This is a genomic window from Paraburkholderia ginsengiterrae (assembly GCF_001645125.1).
Classification (GTDB): Bacteria; Pseudomonadota; Gammaproteobacteria; order Burkholderiales; family Burkholderiaceae; genus Paraburkholderia; species Paraburkholderia ginsengiterrae.
In genome coordinates, this window is record NZ_LXKA01000327.1 from 14,623 (window position 1) to 37,700 (window position 23,078).

At 64.7% G+C, this 23,078-nt stretch carries 21 protein-coding genes; 9 read left to right on the top strand and 12 right to left on the bottom strand.

From position 1 onward, the window contains the following. Positions 1-204 (bottom strand): Trm112 family protein, encoded by a 204-nt coding sequence (locus A6V37_RS22445; protein ID WP_007180583.1) that lies wholly within the window; start codon positions 202-204, stop codon positions 1-3. After that, complete coding sequence (lpxK, locus tag A6V37_RS22450) at positions 185-1,201, bottom strand: tetraacyldisaccharide 4'-kinase (protein ID WP_064268697.1); 1,017 nt, start codon at positions 1,199-1,201, stop codon at positions 185-187. Before lpxK ends, A6V37_RS22445 begins: the two co-directional genes overlap by 20 nt. Positions 1,202-1,819: 618 nt before the next feature. Between lpxK and xseA the strand changes: the two genes are divergently transcribed. The 3 genes from xseA to A6V37_RS22465 all read left to right on the top strand — a co-directional run bounded on the left by xseA (position 1,820) and on the right by A6V37_RS22465 (position 4,611). Further along, positions 1,820-3,199, top strand: a complete 1,380-nt coding sequence (gene xseA / locus A6V37_RS22455; RefSeq protein ID WP_064268696.1) for an exodeoxyribonuclease VII large subunit — start codon at positions 1,820-1,822, stop codon at positions 3,197-3,199. 218 nt (positions 3,200-3,417) lie between these two features. Beyond that, positions 3,418-3,996 carry a superoxide dismutase [Fe] gene (gene sodB, locus A6V37_RS22460; protein WP_064268695.1) on the top strand — a complete coding sequence of 193 codons (579 nt, stop codon included), beginning with the start codon at positions 3,418-3,420 and terminating at the stop codon, positions 3,994-3,996. A gap of 180 nt (positions 3,997-4,176) precedes the next feature. Next, positions 4,177-4,611 carry a MarR family winged helix-turn-helix transcriptional regulator gene (locus A6V37_RS22465; protein ID WP_064268694.1) on the top strand — a complete coding sequence of 145 codons (435 nt, stop codon included), beginning with the start codon at positions 4,177-4,179 and terminating at the stop codon, positions 4,609-4,611. 43 nt (positions 4,612-4,654) lie between these two features. Here the strand turns inward: A6V37_RS22465 and A6V37_RS22470 are convergent, their stop codons facing one another. Then, complete coding sequence (locus A6V37_RS22470) at positions 4,655-5,434, bottom strand: enoyl-CoA hydratase-related protein (RefSeq protein ID WP_064268693.1); 780 nt, start codon at positions 5,432-5,434, stop codon at positions 4,655-4,657. A 229-nt stretch (positions 5,435-5,663) separates the two neighbouring features. Then, a complete protein-coding gene (locus A6V37_RS22475) occupies positions 5,664-6,356 on the bottom strand; it encodes an NnrU family protein (protein ID WP_064268692.1) in 693 nt (230 codons plus the stop codon). Between the two features lie 303 nt (positions 6,357-6,659). On the opposite strand from A6V37_RS22475, the gene A6V37_RS22480 reads away from it, so the two are divergent. Then, the gene (locus tag A6V37_RS22480; protein ID WP_064286358.1) at positions 6,660-7,235 is read left to right on the top strand and encodes a glycine zipper family protein; all 576 of its coding nucleotides are present in this window, start codon (positions 6,660-6,662) and stop codon (positions 7,233-7,235) included. Positions 7,236-7,496: 261 nt separating this feature from the next. Beyond that, positions 7,497-9,335: a PQQ-binding-like beta-propeller repeat protein gene (locus tag A6V37_RS22485; RefSeq protein ID WP_100249396.1), complete on the top strand. Its 1,839-nt coding sequence runs from the start codon at positions 7,497-7,499 to the stop codon at positions 9,333-9,335. A gap of 1 nt (position 9,336) precedes the next feature. Here the strand turns inward: A6V37_RS22485 and A6V37_RS22490 are convergent, their stop codons facing one another. Both A6V37_RS22490 and clpP read right to left on the bottom strand, forming a co-directional pair. After that, on the bottom strand, positions 9,337-10,800 hold the full coding sequence (locus A6V37_RS22490) for an NYN domain-containing protein (RefSeq protein ID WP_064268690.1): 1,464 nt from the start codon (positions 10,798-10,800) through the stop codon (positions 9,337-9,339). Between the two features lie 109 nt (positions 10,801-10,909). Beyond that, positions 10,910-11,557, bottom strand: a complete 648-nt coding sequence (gene clpP / locus A6V37_RS22495; RefSeq protein ID WP_064286359.1) for an ATP-dependent Clp endopeptidase proteolytic subunit ClpP — start codon at positions 11,555-11,557, stop codon at positions 10,910-10,912. Positions 11,558-11,818: 261 nt separating this feature from the next. Here clpP and A6V37_RS22500 point away from each other — a divergent pair, with 261 nt between their 5' ends. Next, positions 11,819-12,823 (top strand): sigma-70 family RNA polymerase sigma factor, encoded by a 1,005-nt coding sequence (locus A6V37_RS22500; RefSeq protein WP_064268688.1) that lies wholly within the window; start codon positions 11,819-11,821, stop codon positions 12,821-12,823. Here A6V37_RS22500 and A6V37_RS22505 read toward each other — a convergent pair. The 3 genes from A6V37_RS22505 to A6V37_RS22515 form a co-directional block, all read right to left on the bottom strand. Then, positions 12,779-14,053, bottom strand: coding sequence for an EAL domain-containing protein (locus tag A6V37_RS22505; protein WP_064268916.1), 1,275 nt, complete (start codon positions 14,051-14,053; stop codon positions 12,779-12,781). The two genes, A6V37_RS22500 and A6V37_RS22505, sit on opposite strands and share 45 nt — an antisense overlap. A gap of 274 nt (positions 14,054-14,327) precedes the next feature. After that, complete coding sequence (gene mdtD / locus A6V37_RS22510) at positions 14,328-15,797, bottom strand: multidrug transporter subunit MdtD (protein WP_064268687.1); 1,470 nt, start codon at positions 15,795-15,797, stop codon at positions 14,328-14,330. 110 nt (positions 15,798-15,907) lie between these two features. After that, positions 15,908-17,326, bottom strand: coding sequence for an aminotransferase-like domain-containing protein (locus tag A6V37_RS22515; RefSeq protein WP_064268686.1), 1,419 nt, complete (start codon positions 17,324-17,326; stop codon positions 15,908-15,910). Between the two features lie 155 nt (positions 17,327-17,481). On the opposite strand from A6V37_RS22515, the gene A6V37_RS22520 reads away from it, so the two are divergent. Next, positions 17,482-17,781 (top strand): DUF2917 domain-containing protein, encoded by a 300-nt coding sequence (locus A6V37_RS22520; RefSeq protein WP_064268685.1) that lies wholly within the window; start codon positions 17,482-17,484, stop codon positions 17,779-17,781. A 52-nt stretch (positions 17,782-17,833) separates the two neighbouring features. Here A6V37_RS22520 and A6V37_RS22525 read toward each other — a convergent pair whose 3' ends face one another. Next, positions 17,834-19,075, bottom strand: a complete 1,242-nt coding sequence (locus A6V37_RS22525) for a citrate/2-methylcitrate synthase (protein WP_064286360.1) — start codon at positions 19,073-19,075, stop codon at positions 17,834-17,836. A 116-nt stretch (positions 19,076-19,191) separates the two neighbouring features. Between A6V37_RS22525 and A6V37_RS22530 the strand changes: the two genes are divergently transcribed. Further along, positions 19,192-20,583, top strand: coding sequence for a CoA transferase (locus tag A6V37_RS22530; protein ID WP_064268915.1), 1,392 nt, complete (start codon positions 19,192-19,194; stop codon positions 20,581-20,583). 111 nt (positions 20,584-20,694) lie between these two features. Here the strand turns inward: A6V37_RS22530 and A6V37_RS22535 are convergent, their stop codons facing one another. Further along, positions 20,695-21,441, bottom strand: a complete 747-nt coding sequence (locus tag A6V37_RS22535) for a GntR family transcriptional regulator (RefSeq protein ID WP_064286361.1) — start codon at positions 21,439-21,441, stop codon at positions 20,695-20,697. Positions 21,442-21,632: 191 nt separating this feature from the next. On the opposite strand from A6V37_RS22535, the gene A6V37_RS22540 reads away from it, so the two are divergent. Further along, complete coding sequence (locus A6V37_RS22540) at positions 21,633-22,478, top strand: aldo/keto reductase (RefSeq protein WP_064268682.1); 846 nt, start codon at positions 21,633-21,635, stop codon at positions 22,476-22,478. 42 nt (positions 22,479-22,520) lie between these two features. On the opposite strand, the gene A6V37_RS22545 is transcribed toward A6V37_RS22540, so the two are convergent. Beyond that, positions 22,521-23,012: a hypothetical protein gene (locus A6V37_RS22545; protein ID WP_064286362.1), complete on the bottom strand. Its 492-nt coding sequence runs from the start codon at positions 23,010-23,012 to the stop codon at positions 22,521-22,523. Between the last annotated feature and the right edge of the window lie 66 nt (positions 23,013-23,078).

The window sequence follows — 23,078 nt, forward strand, 5'->3', positions numbered from 1 at the left end:
TCAGGCCACGGAACCCGGATTCAGATCGACCGGCGTGCCTTCCACGGTCTGCCGCGCTTCGTCGACCAGCATGACGGGAATGCCGTCGCGGATCGGGTAGGCGAGCTTGTCCGCGTTGCAGATCAATTCCTGCGCGGCGCGGTCGTAGCTAAGCGGGCCCTTGCAGATCGGGCAGACAAGAATTTCAAGCAGGCGAGCGTCCACGGACTTTCTCCACAACTAATGCAATGAGGCGATGATCGAGCGCGGCTTCCACCGGGACAACCCAGAGTCGCGCATCATGCCAGGACCCTAATTTTACCGCATCCTTTTCCGTTATCAGGATGGCTTCGGCATCCACGTCGGTAAAAGGATTGCGCTCGAACGCGTAGTGATCCGGCAGCGCGCGGGTGGCCGGCGCGAGGCCGGCCGCGCGCAGCGTGGCGAAAAAGCGCTCCGGCGCGCCGATGCCGGCCGCAGCCAGCACGCGCTGGCCGGTGAATTGCGCGAGCGGCCGGCGCAGCGAAGGATTGTCGAGATGCCACGCGTCGGCGGGCGCAAGTTGCAGCGCGAAGGTGTTCGGCCACGCGGGCAAGGTGCGCGCATAGGGATCGTTGATGAGCGTCGCATCGCGCCGGCGCGACAGGGGCTCGCGCAGCGGGCCGGCCGGCAGCAGAAAGCCGTTGCCGCCGAGTCGGTGATCGAACACGATCAGTTCCGCGTCGCGTTCGAGGCGGTAATGCTGCAAGCCGTCGTCGCTGACGATCACGTCGACGTCACTATGCTTCGCGCACAGCGCCTGCGCCGCCGCCACGCGATCCGGGCAGACCCAGACTGGCGCGCCGGTGCGGCGCGCGATCAGCAGCGGTTCGTCGCCACCGACACTCGCGGCGGAGGTTGGCGTGACCGGCGTGGGCGCTTTCACGCGCGCGCCGTAGCCGCGCGACACCACGCCAGGCTTGAAACCCGCGACGCGCAGGGCCTCGACCAGCGCGATCACCGTCGGCGTCTTGCCGGTACCGCCCACGGTCACATTGCCGACCACCACCACGGGCACGCCGATGCGCACCGATTTCAACCAGCCCATCGAAAAGGCGGTACGGCGTGCGACGGCGATCGTGCCAAACACGCACGCGAACGGCGTCAGTGCCCAGGCGAGCGGACCGCGCCGTTGCCACTCGTGGGCAAGGCGTGCTTCCAGACGGTTCTTGAGTTCGCTCATGGGCAAGCCGCGAAAGCGAGCGGTGCGCCGCACGCGGGAACGAATCCCGGCAGCGGTGTGGAGGAGGCGCCAGGCGCACTACGCGGGGCAAGCATCAACGCGGTTCTCCGGACAATCGAAAATGAAGCGAAAGCGAGGCGGCGGTCATGCCGGCGCACTCGCGCCCGCAGTTGCATCCGCAGTTGCGCCCGCAGTTGCACCCGCAGTTGCACCATGTGCCGCCGCAGCGCGCCTCGCGGGGATGTCAGGCATGCTGTCGAACCCGCCACTCTAGCGCGCGTGCGTCCCGCACGGCAAGTCGGGCGCGCCGCGCCGTGCGCCGACCCGGCGCTTCAAGCGTGATTCACGGCCTGTGGATAACTTTGTGGAGAACCTGCCGTCCGATGCCCGGAGAAGCCCATTCCGTGCGCTCGGTATCGGTAATCATTCTCCTTAATGAGATATAAATGCCATATAAATCAATGGCATGCTTGTAATTCATGCGGCTGCGCGGGCGATCTGGCGGGAATCGTCTGGCGTTTCCCGTCATGTGGACACTTTTAACAATTCTCGCGCCGTGCTGGACGCCGTTGGCCACTCGGTCTATCGTCTGTCCGGCCAGTCACAGATATTCCTCGCATGAATCCCGAAAGCCCTTTTGCTTCGCCGGCGACGCCCGGCGGTGAGGTCGTCGTCCCCGTTTCCGCGCTCAATCGTGCGATCGGCACGATGCTCGAACGTTCGTTTCCGCTCGTCTGGGTATCCGGCGAAGTGTCGAACTTCACGCGCGCCGCGAGCGGCCATTGGTACTTCTCGATCAAGGACGCGCAGGCGCAGATGCGCTGCGTGATGTTCCGCGGGCGGGCGCAATACGCGGAATTCACGCCGCGCGAAGGCGACCGGATCGAAGTGCGCGCGCTGGTGACGATGTACGAGCCGCGCGGCGAATTGCAACTAAACGTGGAAGCGGTGCGCCGTACCGGACAGGGGCGTCTCTACGAAGCGTTTCTCAGGCTCAAGGCGCAGCTCGAAGCCGAAGGGCTCTTTGCCGCCGAGCGAAAACGCGCGTTGCCGCCTCATCCGCGCGCGATCGGCATCGTGACGTCGCTGCAGGCCGCGGCCTTGCGTGATGTCCTCACCACGCTGTCGCGCCGCGCTCCGCACATTCCGGTGATCGTCTATCCCGCACCCGTGCAGGGCGTGGGCGTAAGCGGCAAGCTCGCGGCGATGGTCGACGCCGCGAACGCGCGGCGCGAAGTCGACGTGCTGATCGTCTGCCGTGGCGGCGGCTCGATCGAAGACCTGTGGGCCTTCAACGAAGAAGTGCTGGCGCGCGCGATCGCGGAAAGCGCCATTCCCGTGGTGAGCGGCGTCGGTCACGAAACCGATTTCACGATTGCCGACTTCGCGGCGGACGTGCGCGCGCCAACGCCGACCGGCGCCGCGGAACTCGTCAGTCCGCAGCGCGTGCTGCTGTTGCGCGATCTCGATCACCGGCATGGCATGCTCGCGCGCGGCTTCGGCCGCATGATGGAGCGGCGCGCCCAGCAGCTCGACTGGCTGGCGCGCCGGCTCGTGTCGCCGGCCGAGCGGCTCGAGCGGCAACGCACCCATCTGCAGCAGTTGAGCGTGCGGCTCGCGTCGGCAGGCGCGCGCCCGGTGCGCGACGCGCGAGCACGTTTTTCGCTGTTGCAGATGCGCTGGCAGCGCTGGCGTCCGGATCTCGCCGCGCATCAGGCGAAGCTCGCCCATCTCACGCAACGTCTGGACGCGGCATTGTTACGCCAGCATGAACGTCAGACCGCGCGTATCGCGACGCTCGCCGCGCGCCTCGAAGTGCTGAGTCCGCAGCGCACGCTGGAGCGTGGCTATGCCGCCGTGCTCGATGCGCAGAGCGGGCGCGCGGTGCGTTCGCCGTCGTCGCTGAAGCCGGGGCGGCGCCTGACGGTGCATCTCGCGGAAGGTGCCGCGGACATTGCGCTGGCCGACGTGCAACCGCGTTTGACGGACGGTTTCTGACACTTCGCCGACGGCGCCGGGGAGTGATTTTTTGCCAGTCGCAACGTCCGGGCATGCGTTGTGCGGAAGCACTAAATACGCTATGTGTGCGGCATGTTTGCCAATGCCGGACATAAAGTCCGTTGGTTTGCGGGGTTATTCCAACTCGCCTACAATCGAGTGCTCAATAGCGTTATCCGCAGACTCCCCACAACAGATACAGACAGAAGGAAAGCACCATGGAACATACGCTCCCGCCGCTGCCGTTCGCGAAAAACGCACTCGTCCCGCACATGTCGGAAGAGACGCTCGAGTTTCACTACGGTAAGCACCACCAGACCTATGTGACCAACCTGAACAATCTGATCAAGGGTACGGAATTCGAGAACCTGTCGCTCGAAGAAATCGTCAAGAAGGCGTCGGGCGGTTTGTTCAACAACGCAGCTCAGGTGTGGAACCACACGTTCTTCTGGAACAGCCTGTCGCCGCAAGGTGGTGGTGCGCCGAGCGGTGCGCTGGCGGACGCAATCAACGCCAAGTGGGGTTCGTTCGAGAAGTTCAAGGAAGAATTCGCCAAGACCGCAGTCGGCACGTTCGGCTCGGGCTGGGCATGGCTGGTGAAAAAGGCCGACGGTTCGCTCGACCTGGTGTCGACGAGCAACGCAGCCACTCCGCTGACCACGGACGCCAAGGCACTGCTGACGATCGACGTGTGGGAACACGCGTACTACATCGACTATCGCAATGCACGTCCGAAGTTTGTCGAAGCGTATTGGAACATCGTCAACTGGGAATTCGCGTCGAAGAACTTCGCGTAAATTTGCCGGTTGTAGCGTGACCAGATAGTCTGAAAGCCTAGTAGTCAAGAAAGCCCTCCGCGAGAGGGCTTTTTTGTGGCCGTTTCTTTTACAGCGTTCGCCGCGGCTCATGATATATTTCGCACGCGAACTAATGGTTGATCAATGCTGCGGTGACTGGAACGTAAAGCGAGGCTCGGAATGGATCATCGGCTTGTCTATCTACTGAATGTGGGGCAGCGGCGCCTGCACCGGTGGTCGCAGGCGCGAACAGCCTTGGGTGGCGTGACAGCAGCGCAAGCGGGCCTGCTTTTTTTCTTGGCAAAGAACGACGGCGCCCTCACGAATGAAGCGGCCGCAGCGCTTGACCTCAAGGCGCCGGGAATGAGTGGATTGGTCGACCGAGCCGAACGTGCCGGTCTCATCGAGCGCTACACGGATGAGTTCGATCGACGCGCGTCACGACTGTGGTTGACAGGCGAAGGGCGCGCGGCAATCAAGCGTTCGAAAGCAGGTCTCGCCGATCTGAATGCCCGGCTGACGGAAGGGTTTACCGCGTCCGAGATCGACGTCGTAGCGCGATGGCTGACAAGTTTGCAGGAGAAGTTTCCGGCCGTCGACGAGAGCCCGGATTAGCCAGATTCGGGACACCGGCGGTGTCCCGTTGCGCTTGCCGTTCCTATTTCCGAACGATTTTCGTGAAGTCCGGCTGGCGCTTTTGAGCGAACGCTGCGAAGGCTTCCTTTGCCTCGTCGCTTGCCAGTCGCTCAGCGAAGATAGCGCTCTCGCGATCGATCCGAGCGGTCAGCTTCTCGGCGTCGCGCATCAGCTGCTTCATGGCGGTCAGTGACCCGGCGGGTTTAAGGGCGAGTTTCCCGGCAATGCGCAGTGCCTCGGCACGCAGTTCCTCGGCGGCGACCACCTTGTTCGCAATCCCCCACGCAACGGCGGATTCTGCCGAAACCGGCTCACCGAGCGCGAACATTTCGAATGCCTTCACATGTCCAATGCACGACGGAAGCAGAAGGCTGGAGGCAGCCTCGGGAACCAGGGCCAGGTTCACGAAGGGCGTGATCAGTTGCGCATCAGTGGACAGAAGCACGTAATCGCAGTGGAGCAACATCGTCGTCCCAACTCCGACGGCCTTGCCCTGCACGGCGGCAACGATGGGCACCGTGGCATTCGCGAGGCCTCGCAGAAAGCGGAAGACGTTGCGTTCTTCAGGCCCGTTGCCCATCGCCTGCGCTGCGAATTCCGAAATGTCGTTGCCGGCTGAGAACATGTCGCCATCGGCCTGAAACAGCAACACGCGAATTTCGTCGTCCTCATTTGCCTTTGCGATGGCATCGGCAAGTGCGGCGTACATATCGTTGGTGAGGGCGTTTTTCTTGTCCGGCCGAGAGATCGTAACGGCCAGTACACCATTGTCTGAAAGCTCTGCTTTAATTTCCGGGGTCATCGTCTCGTTCCCTAAAATTTGCGGCAGCCCCAAGGGCACGCACCTTGGGAACGCCGTCGGGTTTAAAAGTTCGCATGCGAAATATATCTTTATTCGCATGCGAAGTAAACCTGTGGGAGTTGACGCCGCCGAGCCGACCCGTTGTGCCGTAGGCGCCCGGAAATTTATGGTCCTGAGTATTAGCGTGGCGAATGATGCGTGGCTGGTTCAGCGGCCGCGCTGGCGGCCGTTACAGCCAGCGCCAGATGCCCGCGGCCCAGCCGGTGAGTGGCTGATGAGCCCACGTCGCCACGAGCCACACAACGAGGCCGCCGAGCAGCGCATGCAGGCCGAATCCGCCTAGCCGCGCACGGCCCGCGGCGATCGCCGCGAAGGGCAGGTAGCTCGTCTTCGACTCCCATTCGGGCCAGCGAGCGGGTTCGAGCTGCTCCTTCTTATGGTCCTGCAAGGCGGCGCCGACGAGCGCGAGAATGACGATAGCCGCGGCAAGAATGATGTTCTTCGCCACCGGGTACACGGCGATGTGGCACAGCCCCCAAAGTGCGAGCGACCACATCATCGGATGGCGCGTCACCGCGTACACGCCAAGCGCCACTTCCGGGAATGAACTGCGCCGCCCGCCAGTGGGAAGCGCCGGATTGCGGATCAGGGAACCCAATAGCAGGATCGACGCGATCAGCATGACGACCGTCACCACCGCCCAGAGGACGTCCCCAGCCGCCCAGAGTGGCGCGGTCAGCGGAGCTTTGCGGTAAGCCACGACCAGCCAGCCGAGCGTCAGGAACGCGACCAGCGAATAGACACCCTGGAACCCCGCTTCGCCAATCGCGCCAACCACAGGCCTGCGCAGCGGATGAGAGAGGAGAAAGTGGCTGCCCACAAAAGCGATTGCCGCTGCCGCAACTGCGCTAGTGCTTCCCATTTGCCCGGCTCCTGGAGTGAATTCGTCGTTTGCGTTACACCCTGATTCCTGCCCCCAATTACAGTATCGGAGATTACTACCGTCCTGCCGCCTCGCGTGAGGGAAATCGTGCCTGAACGGCGCAGTGTCGTCTGTCACGCCTCGCCGCCAATGAATCTTTGTCACCGTTCGTAACAGCGCTGGGGCGACCGTTACCTCGGTGTATCCAAATGTAAGCGTAAAAAGATCGGTAACTATCTCGTAAACAAGACTCACACAAATCGGTCTAACGTGGGTGTTCTTTCCGATAAAACGTGCGCCATCATGATTTTAAATCTCACCCCAATACGCGTCGCATTGCCCGTGGCGGCGGTCGCACTGGCGCTTCTCGGCGGCTGCGCGGTGGTGCCGCCCAGCGGTCCTTCCATCGTCGCGCTGCCGCGCACCGGCGAGTCGCTCAATCAGTTCCAGCAGGACGATTACTCCTGCCGCGACTATGCGTACCGCTCGTCCGACGCGGCCGGCGCCGCTCAGGGGGCGACCACGAACAGCGTCAATAGCGCGGCGGTCGGCACATTGGGCGGAGCGGCCGTCGGCGCGCTGATCGGCGCGGCGGCTGGCAACGCCGGCGCGGGGGCGGCCATTTGCGCGGGCAGCGGCTTGCTGCTAGGCGGCGCGGCCGGTGCGAACGGCGCGCAGTACTCGGCCAACAGCCTGCAGGCGCGGTACGACGCCGCGTACGCCCAGTGCATGACCTCAAAGGGCAATACGATTTCGCAACCGCGAATGCCGGTCTATGTACCGCAGCCCGTGTATGCGCCGCAACCGGTCTATGTTGCTCCGCCGCCACGTTACTACGGGCCGCCTCCGGTCATGTACGCACCCTATCCGTACTACTGATCGATTTTCGTCGCGCATCTCGTTCCACCAGGTTCCGCCGTTGTCCTGTCTCGTCAGCGTATGGCGGAACGAGACAGCACGATGGCGGCAAACGCCTTCGCGAACGGCGTACGGTTAGTCAGCCGCAGGGGCAACAAAACCATTCCATTACCGGGAGACGCGCGAGGCGGACTCCTCTCTTGCGGCACGCGACGTGATTCACGACACGCACGAATTCTCGTGCGGCGCTCTCCGTCGCATCGTTCAAGAGATGAGGCGAACATGCGAATCTCGCAAGCGGACGATCAGGCGTCCGGGCTGGGCGTTCTGTCCCGCCTGGGCTTGTTGGCGATTCTGCTCGCCATCGTCTTCGGATTCGGTTTTGTTTCGTGCGGTGGTGGCTCGGGTGGTTCGTCCGGCGCGACGGCGAGTGGAAGCGGGGCGGCGAGTGGCGCGGGGGCTGGGTCGGGTGGCTCGGGCACGGGCGGAACTGGAACCGGCAGCACGGGCACAGGCGGCAGTGGAACAGGTGGTAGCGGCACGGGCGGCAGCGGCACGGGAATGGGCAGTACCGGCACCGGTTCAGGCACAGGAACGGGCACCACATCGGCGACGGCCTACGCCACCGACGTGCTCATGCATCACAACGACCTCGCTCGCACCGGTCAGATGCTCGCCGAGACTACGCTCACGCCGGCGAACGTCAATTCGGCGAGCTTCGGCAAAGTCGCATTTCTTGCCGCGGACGGCAAAGTCGACGGGCAGCCACTTTTTGTGACCAGCCTGACTATCGGCGGCGCGTCGCACGATGTCGTCTATGTGGTCACCGAACACGATAGCGTCTACGCCTATGACGCCAACACGTTCGCGCAACTCTGGAAAGTCTCGCTGATAGGCAACGGCGAAACGCCCAGCGACGACCGCGGGTGCCAGGACATCACCCCGGAGATCGGCATCACGTCGACGCCGGCTATCGACCGCAATCGCGGCACGACTGGCGTGCTATATGCGGTAGCGATGACCAAAGACGCCAACGGTGGCTATCATCACCGGCTGCATGCGCTCGATCTGGCGAGCGGAGCAGAAATGCTGGGCGGCCCGATGGAGATCGCGGCGACTTACCCGGGCAACGGCGCGGGCAGCGTCAACGGCGTGATCACGTTCAACCCCGCGCTGCACGCGGTGCGCGCGGCACTCACGCTGGTCGGCGGCAACATTTACATGGGCTGGACCGCGCACTGCATGTCGGGCGCCTACACCGGCTGGGCGATGGCCTACAGCGCCGACACGCTGAAACAGGCCGGTGTGCTCGACATCGCGCCGAACGGTAGTCAGGGATCGATCTGGATGGCAGGCTCGGGCATGGCATCCGACGGCACGTCGCTCTACGTCGTGGACGGCAACGGCACGTTCGGCACGACGCTGAACGCGCAAGGCTTTCCGGTCGACGGCGACTTTGGCAACTCGCTGATGAAACTCTCGTTGAGCACCCTGCAGGTCACCGACTACTTCGCGATGTCCAACGTCGTGGCGGAGGCCAACGCGGACAACGATTTCGGCTCGGGCGGCGTGATGTTGTTGCCGGATCAGACGACGGCGGGCGGCGTCGTCAAGCATCTGGCGGTGGCGGCCGGCAAGGACAACATCATCTACGTGGTCGACCGCGATTCGATGGGCAAATTCAGCCCGACCGCGAACAACATCTGGCAGGAATTGATCGGTTCGCTGGCGGGCGGCATCTGGGGATCGCCGGCCTACTACAACGGCGTGGTTTACTACGGAGGACTGAACGATAATCTGAAGGCGCTGCCGGTCACGGGGGCGTACCTTGCCACCACGGCGGCATCGAAGAGCGCGACCGTCTTTGCGTATCCCGGCGCGACGCCGGCCGTATCGGCGAACGGCACAAGCAATGGCATCGTCTGGGCGGCCGAAAACGGCACGGTCGGCGCGCTGCATGCGTACAACGCAGGCAATCTCGCCGTCGAGTTGTACAACAGCAATCAGGCCGGCACGCGCGATCAATGGGGCGCGGGCAACAAGTTCATTACGCCGATGATCGCGCGCGGCAAGGTGTACGTGGGCGCCACGAATGGTGTGGCGGTGTTCGGTTTGCTGTGACCTATTCCGCGTTGCTTGCCGCAGCCGTTTTACGCGGAGTGCGGCTGCGCGGCGCGGCTTTGCGCGCTGCCTTCTTTGCCGGCGCAGGCGTTTGTTCGGCGGTGGCGGCCGCGGTGGGCACGGAATGCGGGGCTTCGGCGGGCGCCGCAATCTCCGGCACGTCGTTACTCTTGCGCGGCGCGGCCTTCTTTGCCTTCTTCGCGGCCGTCTTGCGCGGTGTGCGTTCTTTGCGGTGTTTCGCTTTCTTGCCGCTCGCATCCAGTTCGCCCGCGGTGTTGTCCGGGTCGCCCCAGCTGACCGCTTCGGCGGCCGTCACGCCTACGGACTCCGCTGAAGGTGCCTGCGACTGCTCGGCGATGAATTCGCTGCTTGCCGGCGCTGGTGCATGCGTGCGGTCCGTTTTAGCGTGGACGTCGCTGCCCTGGTCAACGGCAGGACGTTCTTCGCGAGCGACCTTATGCGTACCCCGGCCTGCCCTTCGACTGTCACGGCCACGTCCACGACCACGAGCCTCGTGCTTGCCGCCCGTTTCGGCGATCATCATGTCGGTGGCCTGCACCTCATCCGGCTGTTCAGCGGACCCCTCGGCTTCGCCCGGTTCGTTTGCGCTCTCGCTCATCACCGTCACAGCGGTGCTCCGATACACATACGCGCCTGATTTTTCATCGCGGCCAAACTCGAGCAACCCACGTGCTTGAGCCTCTTCCAGCAAATTGCCGAACGCGCGAAAGCCGTAGTACGTCTCGTTGAAATCCGGCTTGCGGCGCTTGATTGCGTTCTTGAGCACCGACGCCCAGATCTTGCCGCTGTCGCCCCGCTCCGAGGCGAGCGCGTCGAACGTCTGCACCGCGATCTCGACTGCCTTGGTGCGGCGTTTTTCGAGGTCTTCCTTGTTGCGGGTCTTCTCTTCGTCGGGCGCGCGCTTCGCCGCCTGTTGGGCCGGCTGTTGCGGACGCGACGACTCGCGCTTGGCGACCGTGCGCTGACTTTCGCGCACGAGGTCGTCGTAGAAGAAGAACTCGTCGCAGTTCGCGATCAGCAGGTCGGAAGTGGATTGCTGTACGCCGACGCCGATCACCTGCTTGGCGTTCTCGCGCAGTTTCGATACCAGCGGCGAAAAGTCCGAGTCGCCGCTGATGATAACGAAGGTGTTGACGTGCGATTTCGTGTAGCAGAGGTCGAGCGCGTCGACCACGAGCCGGATGTCGGCGGAATTCTTGCCCGATTGGCGCACGTGCGGAATTTCGATCAGTTCGAAATTGGCCTCGTGCATGGCGCCTTTGAAGCTCTTATAGCGGTCCCAGTCACAATACGCCTTCTTCACGACGATGCTGCCCTTGAGCAGCAGGCGTTCGAGCACCAGTTTAATGTCGAACTTGTCGTACTTCGCGTCGCGCACGCCGAGCGCGACGTTTTCGAAGTCGCAAAATAGCGCCATGCTGACGGTTTCGTTGGATGACGCCATGTATTTCTCCATTGAAGCGGCCGTCGAACGCGACGACCGCGACCATGATAGCGATTCCAGCGAAGGTGAACAGCATTTGTGTTCCGGGCGCACCCGTGCGGCCGCCGCGCTACATGTCGACGCGATGCGGCGAGGCGTTGAGCGCCGCGCGCGTTTCCAGCACCTCGTCGACGAGACCGTACGCTTTCGCGGCGTGCGCCGACATGAAGTTGTCACGATCGGTGTCCCGCGCGATTTCCTCGACGCTGCGCCCGGTGCGCTCGGCCATCATGGCGTTCAGGCGCTCGCGCTGATAGATCACTTCTTTGGCCTGTATCTCGATGTCCGCCGCCGTTCCCTGGCTGCCCCCGGACGGCTGGTGAATCATGATGCGCGCGTTCGGCAGCGCGTAGCGCTTGCCGCGTTGACCGGCGGTCAGCAGGAAGGTGCCCATGCTCGCGGCAAAACCGGTGCACAACGTGGACACTTCCGGTTTGATGAACTGCATGGTGTCGTAGATTGCGAGGCCGTCGTACACCGAGCCGCCCGGCGAATTGATGTAAAAGGAAATATCCTTATCGGGATTCTCGGATTCCAGAAACAGCAGCTGCGCGACGATCAGACTGGCCGACTGCTCGTTCACGGGACCGACCAGAAAGATGATGCGCTCGCGCAGCAAACGCGAATAAATGTCATAGGCGCGCTCGCCGCGGCCGGACTGTTCGATCACGGTGGGCACGAGGCCGAGCCCGGTGATGGTGGAAGAGCTGGGGTGCATGTTCACCTCGTGTAGGCGGTCTGGGTGAGCGGCGCAGGTTGCGCGGCAGCCGGATTGAAACCCGTGCGCTGATTGCGCCGGGTACTGCCGTTATGACGGCCTGGCACGCGGCGGTGTGACGAAAATATTTTTGTGTGCGGCTGTCACATGGTCCGGTGCTCAGCCGTCAAGATGGAAAGGATGTTGTTGGCAGCGCGCCCGGACAACTTCGCAGGCAGGGCGGCGCGCGTTTATCACCACGCACGAACTGGAGGTCCAGGTATGACGGAACAGGGAATCGACAAGGCATCCAGCTTTGAGGCCGTGCGCGCCCGCCTGCTCGCGCTGGCGTACCGAATGCTCGGCAGCCGGGCCGAAGCGGAAGACGTGGTGCAGGACGTCGGGCTGAAATGGCACCTCGCGAACACGCAAGAGGTTCAGACGCCGGTCGCCTGGCTCACCACGATTACCGCGCGCGCGGCGATCGACCGGCTCCGGCATGTGCAGCGCGAACGCGCGTCGCAGGCCGCCGGGTGGCTGCCGGAGCCGTGGCTGGACGAGGTGGCGCCATCGGCGGAAGAGTTGGCCTTGCGGTCGGCCGAGATGTCATACGGCGTGATGATGCTGCTCGAGCGTCTGAAACCCGACGAACGGGCGGCCTTCGTGCTGCACGAAGCCTTCGATTGCGATTACGCGGAGATCGCGGCCATTCTCGAGCGCACACCGGCCGCCTGCAGACAGATCGTCCATCGGGCCAAGACGCGCCTCAGGCGCGCGGGTGCGCCGCTCGCGCGGCCCGACGCCGTTGCCCATGCCCGGATCGTAGAGCGCTTGCGTTCGGTGCTGGAGGCGCAGGATCGAACCGGCCTGTTGCGGCTCTTTAGCGACGCGCCGGAAGTCGTCGGCGAGGCGCCCGGGTGTGTGCCAGCAGCCGCGCCCGCACGGGAGACAGCGCCGGAACCGGCAGCAGCAGGGTGGGTGGACACGGTAACGTCGCTCGCCGGGCACGCGAGCCACGCCGAGACCGTGTCGGTTGCGGGCATGTTGTGTATCGCGCTGTTCTTCGAGGGCGACGTGGTCGGGATACTCGACGTGTCCATCAACGGCCTGCCGGATGGCTCAACGAAGATTGTCGCCCTGCGCATCGTGACCGGCGCGGCGCGTTTGCAGGCCATCAACCGCGTGCTGGGCCGCACGGCCGTCACGCAACTGCTCGCGCGAATCCAGCGCAGCGCAACGACCTCAATTGCGGTGCGCAGCGACTTCCCAGTTGATGTCCACGCATAGCACCTGGGTGCCGGCCGGCGTGTGCGCGGCGATCGAGGCCGTCACGCACAGGTGCGCTTCGTTGATCGACAGGTAGGGCGGGGTGAGATGCACCTGGCCGGGCACGCGCATCGCCTGGATGAAGTACGGCCGGCGCTCCCAGCTCGCGCCTTCCGAATGTAGGAGCGGGCGGAACCGCTTGGCGCGTTGCGAAGCGCGTCCGGGCGGCAGCACGTTGTCACCGATCTGCCGGCCCGAGCCGTCGAGCACGAAGCAGCGCGCCGTCTCTCCAAGCTTGAGCAGCGGCGCGGTGGCGTGTGCCACCGATTCGCCGGCCACCAGTTGCGCGGTGGCGGTTTCGAGCGCCGCGACGTACGGCGCGAGCCGCTCGGCCTGTGCGCGTTCACGCGTGGCGACCCGCTCGCGCAGTGCGGCCGAGAGCGAGTCCATCAGATTGGCCGCCTTTTGCGGCTTGACCGGCTCGACGCTCGGGCCCGCGAAGAACGTGCCCTGCACGAAATCCACGTTGCATTCGAGCGCGATCAGCGCGTCGCGCTCAGTGCTCAGGCCTCCCATCAGCACCAGTTGGCCGGATTCGTGCAGTAGCGAGACGAGGCCCGGCAGCACGCGTTCAATGTGCGAGTGTTCGCTGGCTTGCGCGAGGATGCAGCGGTCGAGCGTGACAATGTCGGGCCGCAGGTTCCACACACGGTCAATGTTCGAATGCTTCGCGCCGAAGCCGTCGAGCGCGATCAGGAAGCCGGATTTGCGCAGCGCGTCGATAATTTCCGCAAAACGCGTGGTCTCGCCGCCCGCCTGTTCGGACACTTCCAGCACCACGCGTTGCGGCGGCAGGCCGAGCGCCTTGAGGCCGGCCAGCAGCGCGTCGCCATAGCTGGTGTCCATCAGGGCAGCGGGGTGCAGGCTCAGGAAGAGCCATTCGTCGTGACTGTCGAAAGCGTTGAAGTTGCCCAGATGCAGCGATTCGGCGAGCCGCCCAAGCTCCAGCAGGTCGCCGCGCCGTGCGGCCTGGGTAAAAACCTCGTGCGACGGGACCTGCAGCGCATGTTCGTCGTGTGCGCGCAGCGATGCGTGATAACCGATCGCGCGCCGGTGCGATACCGAGAAAACCGGCTGGAACACGCTGAAAACGGTGTACCCGCCGTACAGAACAGTGCGCCGGGCGCCTTCATCGCCGGCCATCGGGCGCGGCGGCTGGAAGCCGGGAGGATCGAGTTCGATCATGCTCATCATGTCAGTCGAGTGAGGTAGCGGCGCGCCTGCATGCTCGACACGAGTCCGCACGCGCAAAATGTGAGTTTACAGGATAGGTGAGCAAGAACTATGCGCGTACGGAAACACGGCGCGCATGCCTGGTTGTCACACTCTGATCACGCGATTGTGCGCCTGTGCGGGCTCGAACGTGATGTTTCGCACTCCGTTGGTGCGGCGCGCCCCGTTGCGGGTCGGCCGCGGGGCGATGCGCGCGCCGGGGTATTCGCTCCTCAGGTTGGCTCAGGTTGGTTCAGGTTCGCTCTGAAGGATCGGTTTTTTTGGCGGGTGTGCGAATGTCCGGCGACAGTTGCGCGAAGATCCACGACGAGCCCGCGGTGATGATGCCCACGCAAAGGAACGTGGCGTGAAACGCGGGCAGCGAGTTGGCGGCAGTCACACGCGGCAGCAGGCCGGTGAAGGTGGCGAGCAGTGCGCCGGCAACCGTCACGCCGAGACTCATCGAGAGCATCTGGACCAGCGAAAACAGGCTGTTGCCGCTACTCGCGCCGCCGGTGCCGAGGTCCTTGAGCGTCAACGTGTTCATCGCGGTGAACTGCATCGAGTTGACGGCGCCGAAGAATGCCAGTTGCACGAGCCGCAGCCAGAGTGGCTGGCTTGCGCTGGTGAGCGAGAAACTCGCCATGGTCAGGCCGACCAGCACCGTGTTGACGATCAGTACGCGCCGGTAGCTGTGCTTGACGATCAGCTTCGTCACGAGACGTTTGGACGCCATGCCGGCGGCCGCCACCGGCAACATCATCATGCCGGCCTCGAACGCGCTATAGCCGAGACTCACCTGCAATAGCAGAGGGATCAGATAGGGCATCGCGCCGCTGCCGATCCGCGCAAACAGATTGCCGAGCAGGCCGACGCTGAAGGTGTGGATCTTGAAGAGGTCGAGCGAGAAAATCGGCGCCGGTTCGCGCACCGCGTGCAAGCCGTAGGCGACGAAGGCGGCGAGGCTCAGGATCAGCAGCACCAGCACGGTGGCGTGCTGAATGCCAAACTCGGTATGGCCATCGAGCGCGACCGAAATCGCCACCATACCGATGACCAGCAGCAGGTAGCCTTTCAGATCGAATTTGCCGACCTGTTCGTTGCGGCTGTCCGGCATGAAAATGAAAGTAGCAATGCAGCCGATCACGCCCACCGGCACGTTGATCAGAAAGATCCAGTGCCACGACGCGATTTTCACGAGCCAGCCGCCGAGCGTGGGGCCGATCAACGGTCCGATCAGGCCGGGAATTGCCACGAACGAGAGCGCCGGCAGGTAGCGTTCCGCGGGAAAGGTGCGCAGCACGGCGAGCCGTCCGACCGGCAGCAGCATGGCCCCACCCACACCCTGCACGATGCGGAAGATCACCAGTTGATTCAGCGTATGGGCGTTCGCGCACAGCAGCGAGCCGACCGCGAATACGAGGATCGCACTGAAGAACACGCGGCGCGTGCCGAGCTTGTCGGCGAGCCAGCCGGACACCGGGATCATCACGGCCATCGTCAGCGAGTAGGCGATCACCACGGACTGCATGCGCAGCGGCAGCTCGCCGAGGCTCGTCGCCATCGCGGGAAGCGCGGTGTTGACGATGGTCGAGTCGAGCGTCTGCATGAAGAAGCCGGTGGCGACGAGCCACAGCATCACGGTGAGCGAGCGGGGCGACGGGGTGGCCGATGGGTTGGCCGATTTGGTGCTGGCGGCAGAAGCGGACGGCGGTGTGGTCATGGAGGGCGGCAAGGCGCGGGGACGGGCAGGGGACTCGCTATTCTAGGGAAAAGCGCGGTCCGGCGCAGTGGGTGCGCCAGCCTGTTTCAATGCGCCACGCCATCCGTGGCTCATTCCGACGCTGGCAACGCCGCCGCCGCGTGGAAGAACGCCTGCGCACGAGGTTCGTTAGTGAACGCGATGTGGATCCTGATCCACGGGCTCACTTCCATGTTGGGCCGGAAGTAGTTGCCGGGCACGACTGTTACGCCCAGCGGCGCGCCGCACTCCACCAGCCGTTCCGCATCGTCGACATGCGGCACGCGAGCCCAGACGAATTTCCCGCCTACTGGCTTCTCGAATATTTCCCAGCACGCGTCTTCGAGTGTCTGGATGGTTGAGCCGAGTGCATCGCGCATGCGCCGGCGCAGACGCTCCAGATACTTGTGGTACGCGCCGCGCTCGAGCATCGATACGGCGACCGCTTCGGCAAAACGCGAACCGCCGATGCTCGTCAGCATCTTGATGTCGACCAGATCCTTGATGACCGCGTGGCTCGCCACCACGCAGCCGATGCGCAGCGACGACGACAGCGTTTTCGACAGGCCGCCCACGTAGATCACATGTTCGAGCTGATCGAGCGTGGCCAGGCGGTCGGTGACGTCGGTTTGAAAATCGGTGTAGATGTCGTCTTCGATGATCGAGAAGCCGTGCTCGCGCGCCAGCTGCAACAGGCGAAACGCGACGGGCGGCGCAACCGTGGTCCCGGTCGGATTGTGGAAGACGGTGTTGATGAAAAAGAGCTTGGGACGGTGCGACTTCAGCTGCTCCTGCATCACGTCGAGGTCCGGACCGTTGCGGGTGCGTGGAATGCCGATCAGCTTCACGCCGTGCAGTTTCAAGAGGCCGTTCAGGTTGTAGTAGCCGGGGTCTTCGACAAAGATCGTGTCCCCGGCCTTGAGCATGTAGCGCATCAGCAGATCGAACGCCTGGCTGGCGCCGTTGGTGATCAGGATCTGCGACGGCTCCGCCTGGATTCCCAACTGGCCGATACGGCTCTGCAGATGTTCGCGCAGCCTCAGATTGCCGAGCGGGGTGGCGTAGTCGACCATGCTCGCGGGGTCGGTGCGCGACACGTGACGGATCGCCTGCGCGATGCCGTCCATATCGCGCCACGATTCCGGAATCGAGCCGCTGCCGAGCTTGAGCGTTTCGCCCGGGTGATTGAACTGCTGCAGCAGGTGGTCGGATTCGTCCTCGGCGCGACGCGGGTCCGAACTGCCCTGGCACCGCGAGCTGGCCGGCTGGCGGTCGGTGACATAGAAGCCCGAGCCGTGGCGCGAGTCGACATAGCCAAGCGACACCAGCCGGTCGTAAGCCTCGATCACGGGGAAGCGGCTCACGCCGTAATCGGTGGCGAACTGCCGGATCGACGGCAGCTTGGAACCGGGGTGCGCGGCCCGCGAGCGGATCCAGGCCGTGACGCCCGTGACGATCTGCTCGGTCAGCGGCACGCCGTTGTCCCGGTCGAGCTCGATTTCAAGTTTCATGCGGATCTTCCTTCATCGGACGGCGAGGTCGCCGCCAACTGTCCGGTTTTTCAACTGAACAGTTCCGATGAAAGTGTTCGGAACTGTGCATGGGTTTCCGATCTTCGCACGTCAATAATCCGTACAACAGAAAAGTTTTTTGAAGGAGAAAGGCGATGCGTGAAGTCCGGATATTCGAATTGGAACATGGCGAGCCCGCGACGGCCTGGCGTGTCGCTCGTCCGTCGATCTTCAAGGTCATCTCGGGCGAGATCTGGCTGACTGTCGAAGGCGAGGGCGACGATCATTGGCTCGCCACCGGCGAATCGATCGAACTGCCGCGCGGAGCGGTGGCGTGGATCAGCGCGGGGCAGGCCGGTGCGCGCTTTGCGATGGCGAGCGGGTCTGAGCGGACCTCCTCGGCGCGGCCGGTGCCTATGCTGAACTGGTTGCCGCGCTGGCTGGGTGTGGCCTGACGCGTAAGCGGACGGGGCATTGGCCAGGTGTCCGGGGCGCCGCAGTGGAGCCTTAGTTTGGCCCTGGCGTCTCGTAGTCCCCGATGTAACGCGCGCGCGGCCGGATCAGCCGGCCGTCGCGCGTCTGTTCCATCGCATGCGCGATCCAGCCAACCACCCGGCCCACAGCGAACAGCGTGAAAGCCGCGCCGGCCGGCAGACCCAGGGTCCGCTCGATGGCGGCCAGCGCAAAATCCACCGTGGGTTCCGCGCCGGTCGTATCGCGCACCGCTCGCGCCAATGCCAGCACCTCGCCGAGCGGCGAACGCGCCGGCGCGCAGTCGGCGAGCAGGGCGAGCAGCAACCGCGCGCGCGGGTCGCCCTGCGGATAGAGCGGATGACCGAAGCCCGACAGCACCGGCCCTTGTGTGCCGTGTTCGTGCCGCGCGAGGCGGTTCGCCAGATAGCGGTCGAGATCGGGCGCGCGCGACGCCTCATCGAGCAGCGCGGCGATGCGCACCGTCTCACCCCCATGGCGCGGCCCGGACAATGCCGCCAGACCGCCCGCCACCGCGCCGAACAGGTGCGTTCCCGTCGAAGTGATACAGCGCACCGTGAAGGTCGACGCGTTCAACTCGTGGTCCGCGCAGGCCACCAGCGCCGCGCGCAGCAAGCCGGCTTGCTGCCGGTTGCGCACTTGCCACGCTTGAGCCAATTGCCGGTGCATCGGCTCGTTCGACGGCGCCGCTGAAATCATCGCGGCGGCCAGCAAGCGCATGACGGCGCACGCTGTGTCGAGTTGGGCATCGCGGCCGAGCGCCCACACCCGGGGCATTTGCGCCGCGGCGGCGGGCAACAGCACGAGCGCGCGATCGAGCGGCGTGCTGTCGCCCCAGAGTTTGAGCCACGCCGCCCACTGCGCGCCGGCAAACGGCACAGCCGGCGCTTCCGCAAGCCGCCGCGCGCTGCATTCCCACAACAACGCCGCGATGTCTTCGAGCGTCGCACTTTGCGCCAGTGTCATGGCGTCGTGCCCGCGGTACAGCAGGCGGCCGTCCGCCACCAGCGTGATCGACGATTCGAGCACCGGCACGCCCCAGTCCAGCACCTTCTGCGCGACTTTGCCCGCGCGCTTGCCGTCTTCCTTGCGGCGCGCGAGCCGCCGCGCTTCGCCGGCGTCATACAGCCGATGCTTGCCCTGCGCGTCCGGCGACGAACTCAGCATGCCGCGGCTCACGTACGCGTAAAGCGTGGGCAAGCTGATGCCGAGCGTGGCGGCGGCTTCGGCGGCGGTTAGTACATTCGAGGCAGGCATGGAAAGGTGTGGAAACCGAAGAAATCAATATATATTGATTATCATAATCAAGATTGATTGCAGCGTGGCGGAATTCTAGACTCGGTTCACCTTCTTCCTGTTCCGCTATGAACGCCATGACGCCCGAACTTGCTCTCAAACATATCTGGACCCTCGCGGAATGCGACCCGACCGCGTTGAGAAACGTCTCGCTGACAGGCGCCGAGCCAGCTTTGCCGTCGGTTTATCAGGTGGGGAGCCTTGCCTCGGCGACCATCGCAGCGACGGGCCTCGCGGCCGCCGAATACCATCGCTTGCGAACGGGGCACAGGCAGCACGTCGCGGTGGACATGCGGCGCGCGCTGGCGTCGTTTCGCAGCGAACGCTATTTGCGCATCGACGACGGTCCGCCGCCTGCGCTGCGCGATCCGGTGACGGGTTTCTACGAGACGCGCGACGGCCGCTGGATTCAACTGCACACGAATTTCCCCCATCATCTTCACGGCGTATTGCAGGTGCTGGACTGCGCGAACGATCCCGCGGCAGTGGCCGCGGCGATTCGCGGCTGGGATGGCGCGCGGCTCGATCAGACGCTCGCCGATGCGGGCCTGTGCGCCGCGTTGATCCGCGCGCCGCACGAGTGGGCCTCGCTCGAACAGGCGCAGGCGGTGGCGGGCTTGCCGCTGTTGGAGATCGAGCGCATCGGCGACGCGCCGGTCGAACCGGTGCGCGGGAGCGGCGCGGACCGGCCGCTGGCGGGTGTGCGGGTGCTGGATCTGTCGCGCATCATCGCGGGGCCGGTAGCCGGGCGGGCACTCGCGCAGCATGGCGCGGAGGTGTTGCTGATCAACGGACCGCATCTGCCGAACATTGCGCCGCTCGTGATCGACAATGGGCGCGGCAAGCGCTCGGCCGTGGTCGATCTGCGCGACGCGGCCGGGCGCGAAACGTTACAGGGCTTGGCGGGCGGCGCGGATGTGTTTTTGCAAGCGTATCGTCCCGGCGCACTCGCGGCGCGCGGATTCGGTCCCGAGGAACTGGCGCGGACGCGTCCAGGAATCGTTTATGTGTCGGTCTCCGCCTATGGGCACAAAGGGCCTTGGGCCCAGCGGCGCGGCTTCGATAGTCTGGTGCAGTCGGCGAGCGGCATCGCCTTGACCGAGCAGCAGGCCGCGGGATGGGACGGGCCCAAGCATTTGCCGTGTCAGGCGCTGGATCACGCAACCGGCTATCTGGCCGCCTTCGGGGCGATGGCCGCCTTGGCGCGGCGGGCGACCGAGGGCGGAAGCTGGCATGTGCGGGTCTCGCTCGCGCAAACGGGCCGCTGGTTGCAGTCGTTCGGGCAGATTCCCGACGGCTGGACCGCGCCCGACGTCACGCTCGACGAGGTGCGCGATTGCCTTGCCACCGTCGATTCGGAATTTGGCCGCGTTCTGGGCGTGCAACCGGCTGAAATTCTGGACGTGACGCCCGCTTATTTCGCGCTGCCGCCCAGCCGGGTGGGCGCGCATGAGGCACGCTGGGTCTGAGCGTATTCACCCTCGGTTGCGGGATGCGCCGGTGCACGGCCGGCGCACAAACGTCAGACGATCGCGAGGCAACCGGCAAGCGGACAGCGCGCGATGAGAACGCGGCCAAACCTACTTTCGCAATTCCGCCACGAAGTCGTAGTAGTCGTTGCGGCAGTATGTGTCGGTCAACTCGATCGCGCGCTGATCGGCCGTGTAGCCCACGCGGGTAATCAGCAGCAGCGCTTCGTTTGGGGCGATGCTCATCTGCTGCGCGATTTCATCGCTCGCGTTCACCGCCCGAAAATGCTGCAGCGCGCGGACAATCGTCAGGCCGCGGTTCTCCAGGTACGAGTACAACGAATCGCCGATGGCTTGAGGATCGGGAATCACCGCGGCGGGGAAAGTGGAGTTCTCCACCGCCATCACGATGCCGTCGGCCAGACGCAAGCGCCGCAAGCGCGTTACCGCCGCCGCCGGCGACAAGCCAAGCTGGATCACCTCATCGCGGTTGGCCGGCACGATCTCGCGCGAAAGCCATTTCGAACTCGGCGTAAAACCGCGCCGCCGCAGCATTTCGCTGAAGCTCGACAGACGCGACAGCGGATCTTCGTAGCGCGGCGTGATGAAACTGCCCGCGCCCTGAGTGCGCCGGATCAATCGCTGCTCGACGAGCAAGGCAATGGCCTTGCGCGACGTAATGCGCGACACGCCGAGCGCCTCGGAGAGCACGCGCTCGGAGGGCAGCGCCTCGCCCGCGTTCCAGCGGTTTTCGTGGATGGCGGAGCCGAGCTTGCGTGCAAGTTGCAGATAAAGCGGCGTGTCGTTTTCCGGGTCCGGGCGCAGATCGCGCCAACGGTCTTCCGAGGCAGAGGTCATGGGGCTCACGCGAGAAGGGCAAGCGGCAATTCTATGACATCGGCGCGTTACGTTATAGCGGGCTTTTGCCTGGGGGGCGAACGGCCGCCCGTCGAACCGCTAAACTCGCCGCTATGTCTTTCGTGCCATGCGCCGCGCGTTCGCCCGCGCGGAGTGCATCGCCGACCATTGAGCCACTTCGAGGAGTCAGCATGACGAGCGATATCGCAAGCGTGAGCCTGCCCGACGGCGAGCGCATACCGAAACTGGGGCAAGGCACCTGGGAGACGGGCGAAGCGCCTGCGCGCCGCGCCGCCGAAATCGACGCGCTGCGTTGCGGCATCGAACTGGGCATGACGCTGATCGACACGGCCGAAATGTACGGCGACGGCGCCACCGAGACGCTCCTCGGCGAAGCGCTGGCCGGCTTGCGCGACCAGGTGTTTCTGGTCAGCAAAGTGTATCCGCATAACGCCAGCCGGCGTGGCGTGATCGCCGCGTGCGAGCAGAGCCTCAAGCGTCTGAAAACGGACCGGCTCGATCTGTATCTGCTGCACTGGCGCGGCTCGGTGCCGCTCGCGGAGACTGTCGCGGGCTTCGAGGCATTGCGTGAGGCGGGCAAGATCCGCCATTGGGGCGTCAGCAACTTCGACACCGAAGACATGGAAGAACTCGTCGACACGCCGGGCGGTGACGCGTGCGCGACCAACCAGATTCTCTACAACGTGGCGCGCCGCGGGCCGGAATACGATCTGCTGCCATGGCTTGCAGCGCGCAACATGCCGGGCATGGCCTACAGCCCGGTCGATCATGCACGCCTGCCGAAACGCTCGCCGCTCGACGATATCGCCGACGCGCGCGGTGTTTCCGTGTTCCAGGTCGCGCTCGCGTGGGTGTTGCGCGAGCCCGGCGTGTTCGCGATTCCGAAGGCGGGGCGGATCCAGCACGTGCGCGACAACCACCGCGCGTTGCATCTGCAACTTGAAGCCGATGAACTTGCCGCCATCGACGCCTATTTCAAACCGCCGCGCGGCAAGCGTCCGCTCGAAATGCTCTAGGCGCCGCGCGCAGTGACCCCCCGAGGGGCTGCGCGGGCGGGCTTAGTTGCAGGCGTGGTGCATGTGCACGGAACCCAGCACCGCGACTTCTGCGGGGGTGTGCCTGAGTGAATCTTCGTTGACCTGGGCGGTGTCCGCGACAAAGTCATCGACGAGCGACGACACCGGCGTATCGTGCAGGCACAGCGACACGCGCTGGGTTTCATTGACCGGCAGGGCGGAGCGCTGACTGAGGAACAGCACGCCGTACTGATAGCCATGGATGATGCCGCGTATCGCGCCGACGCACTGGCCTTGCGCGACGTTGTCGGTTTTCCGTTGGCAGGTCTGCGCGAGCGAGTAAGCGGAGAACGTGGGATCGACGGGCGGTGCGGCTTGCGAGAGCGTGGGCGGGAGCGATTGCGTGGCTTGCGCGGACTGCGCCGCCGGTTGCGCGGCCGTTTGGGCATGGGCGAGCGATGCGAGGCCGAGCGCGGCGGCCATCAGCAAGCTGGCGGCCGCGCGTGCCGCGGAGGGGGGGACGTTTCGTTGCATGTAGTGGTGCCCTCATATCGAACGTTGAATCTGATATGAGGCAATCGCCGCGGTTTGGTTCCGGTC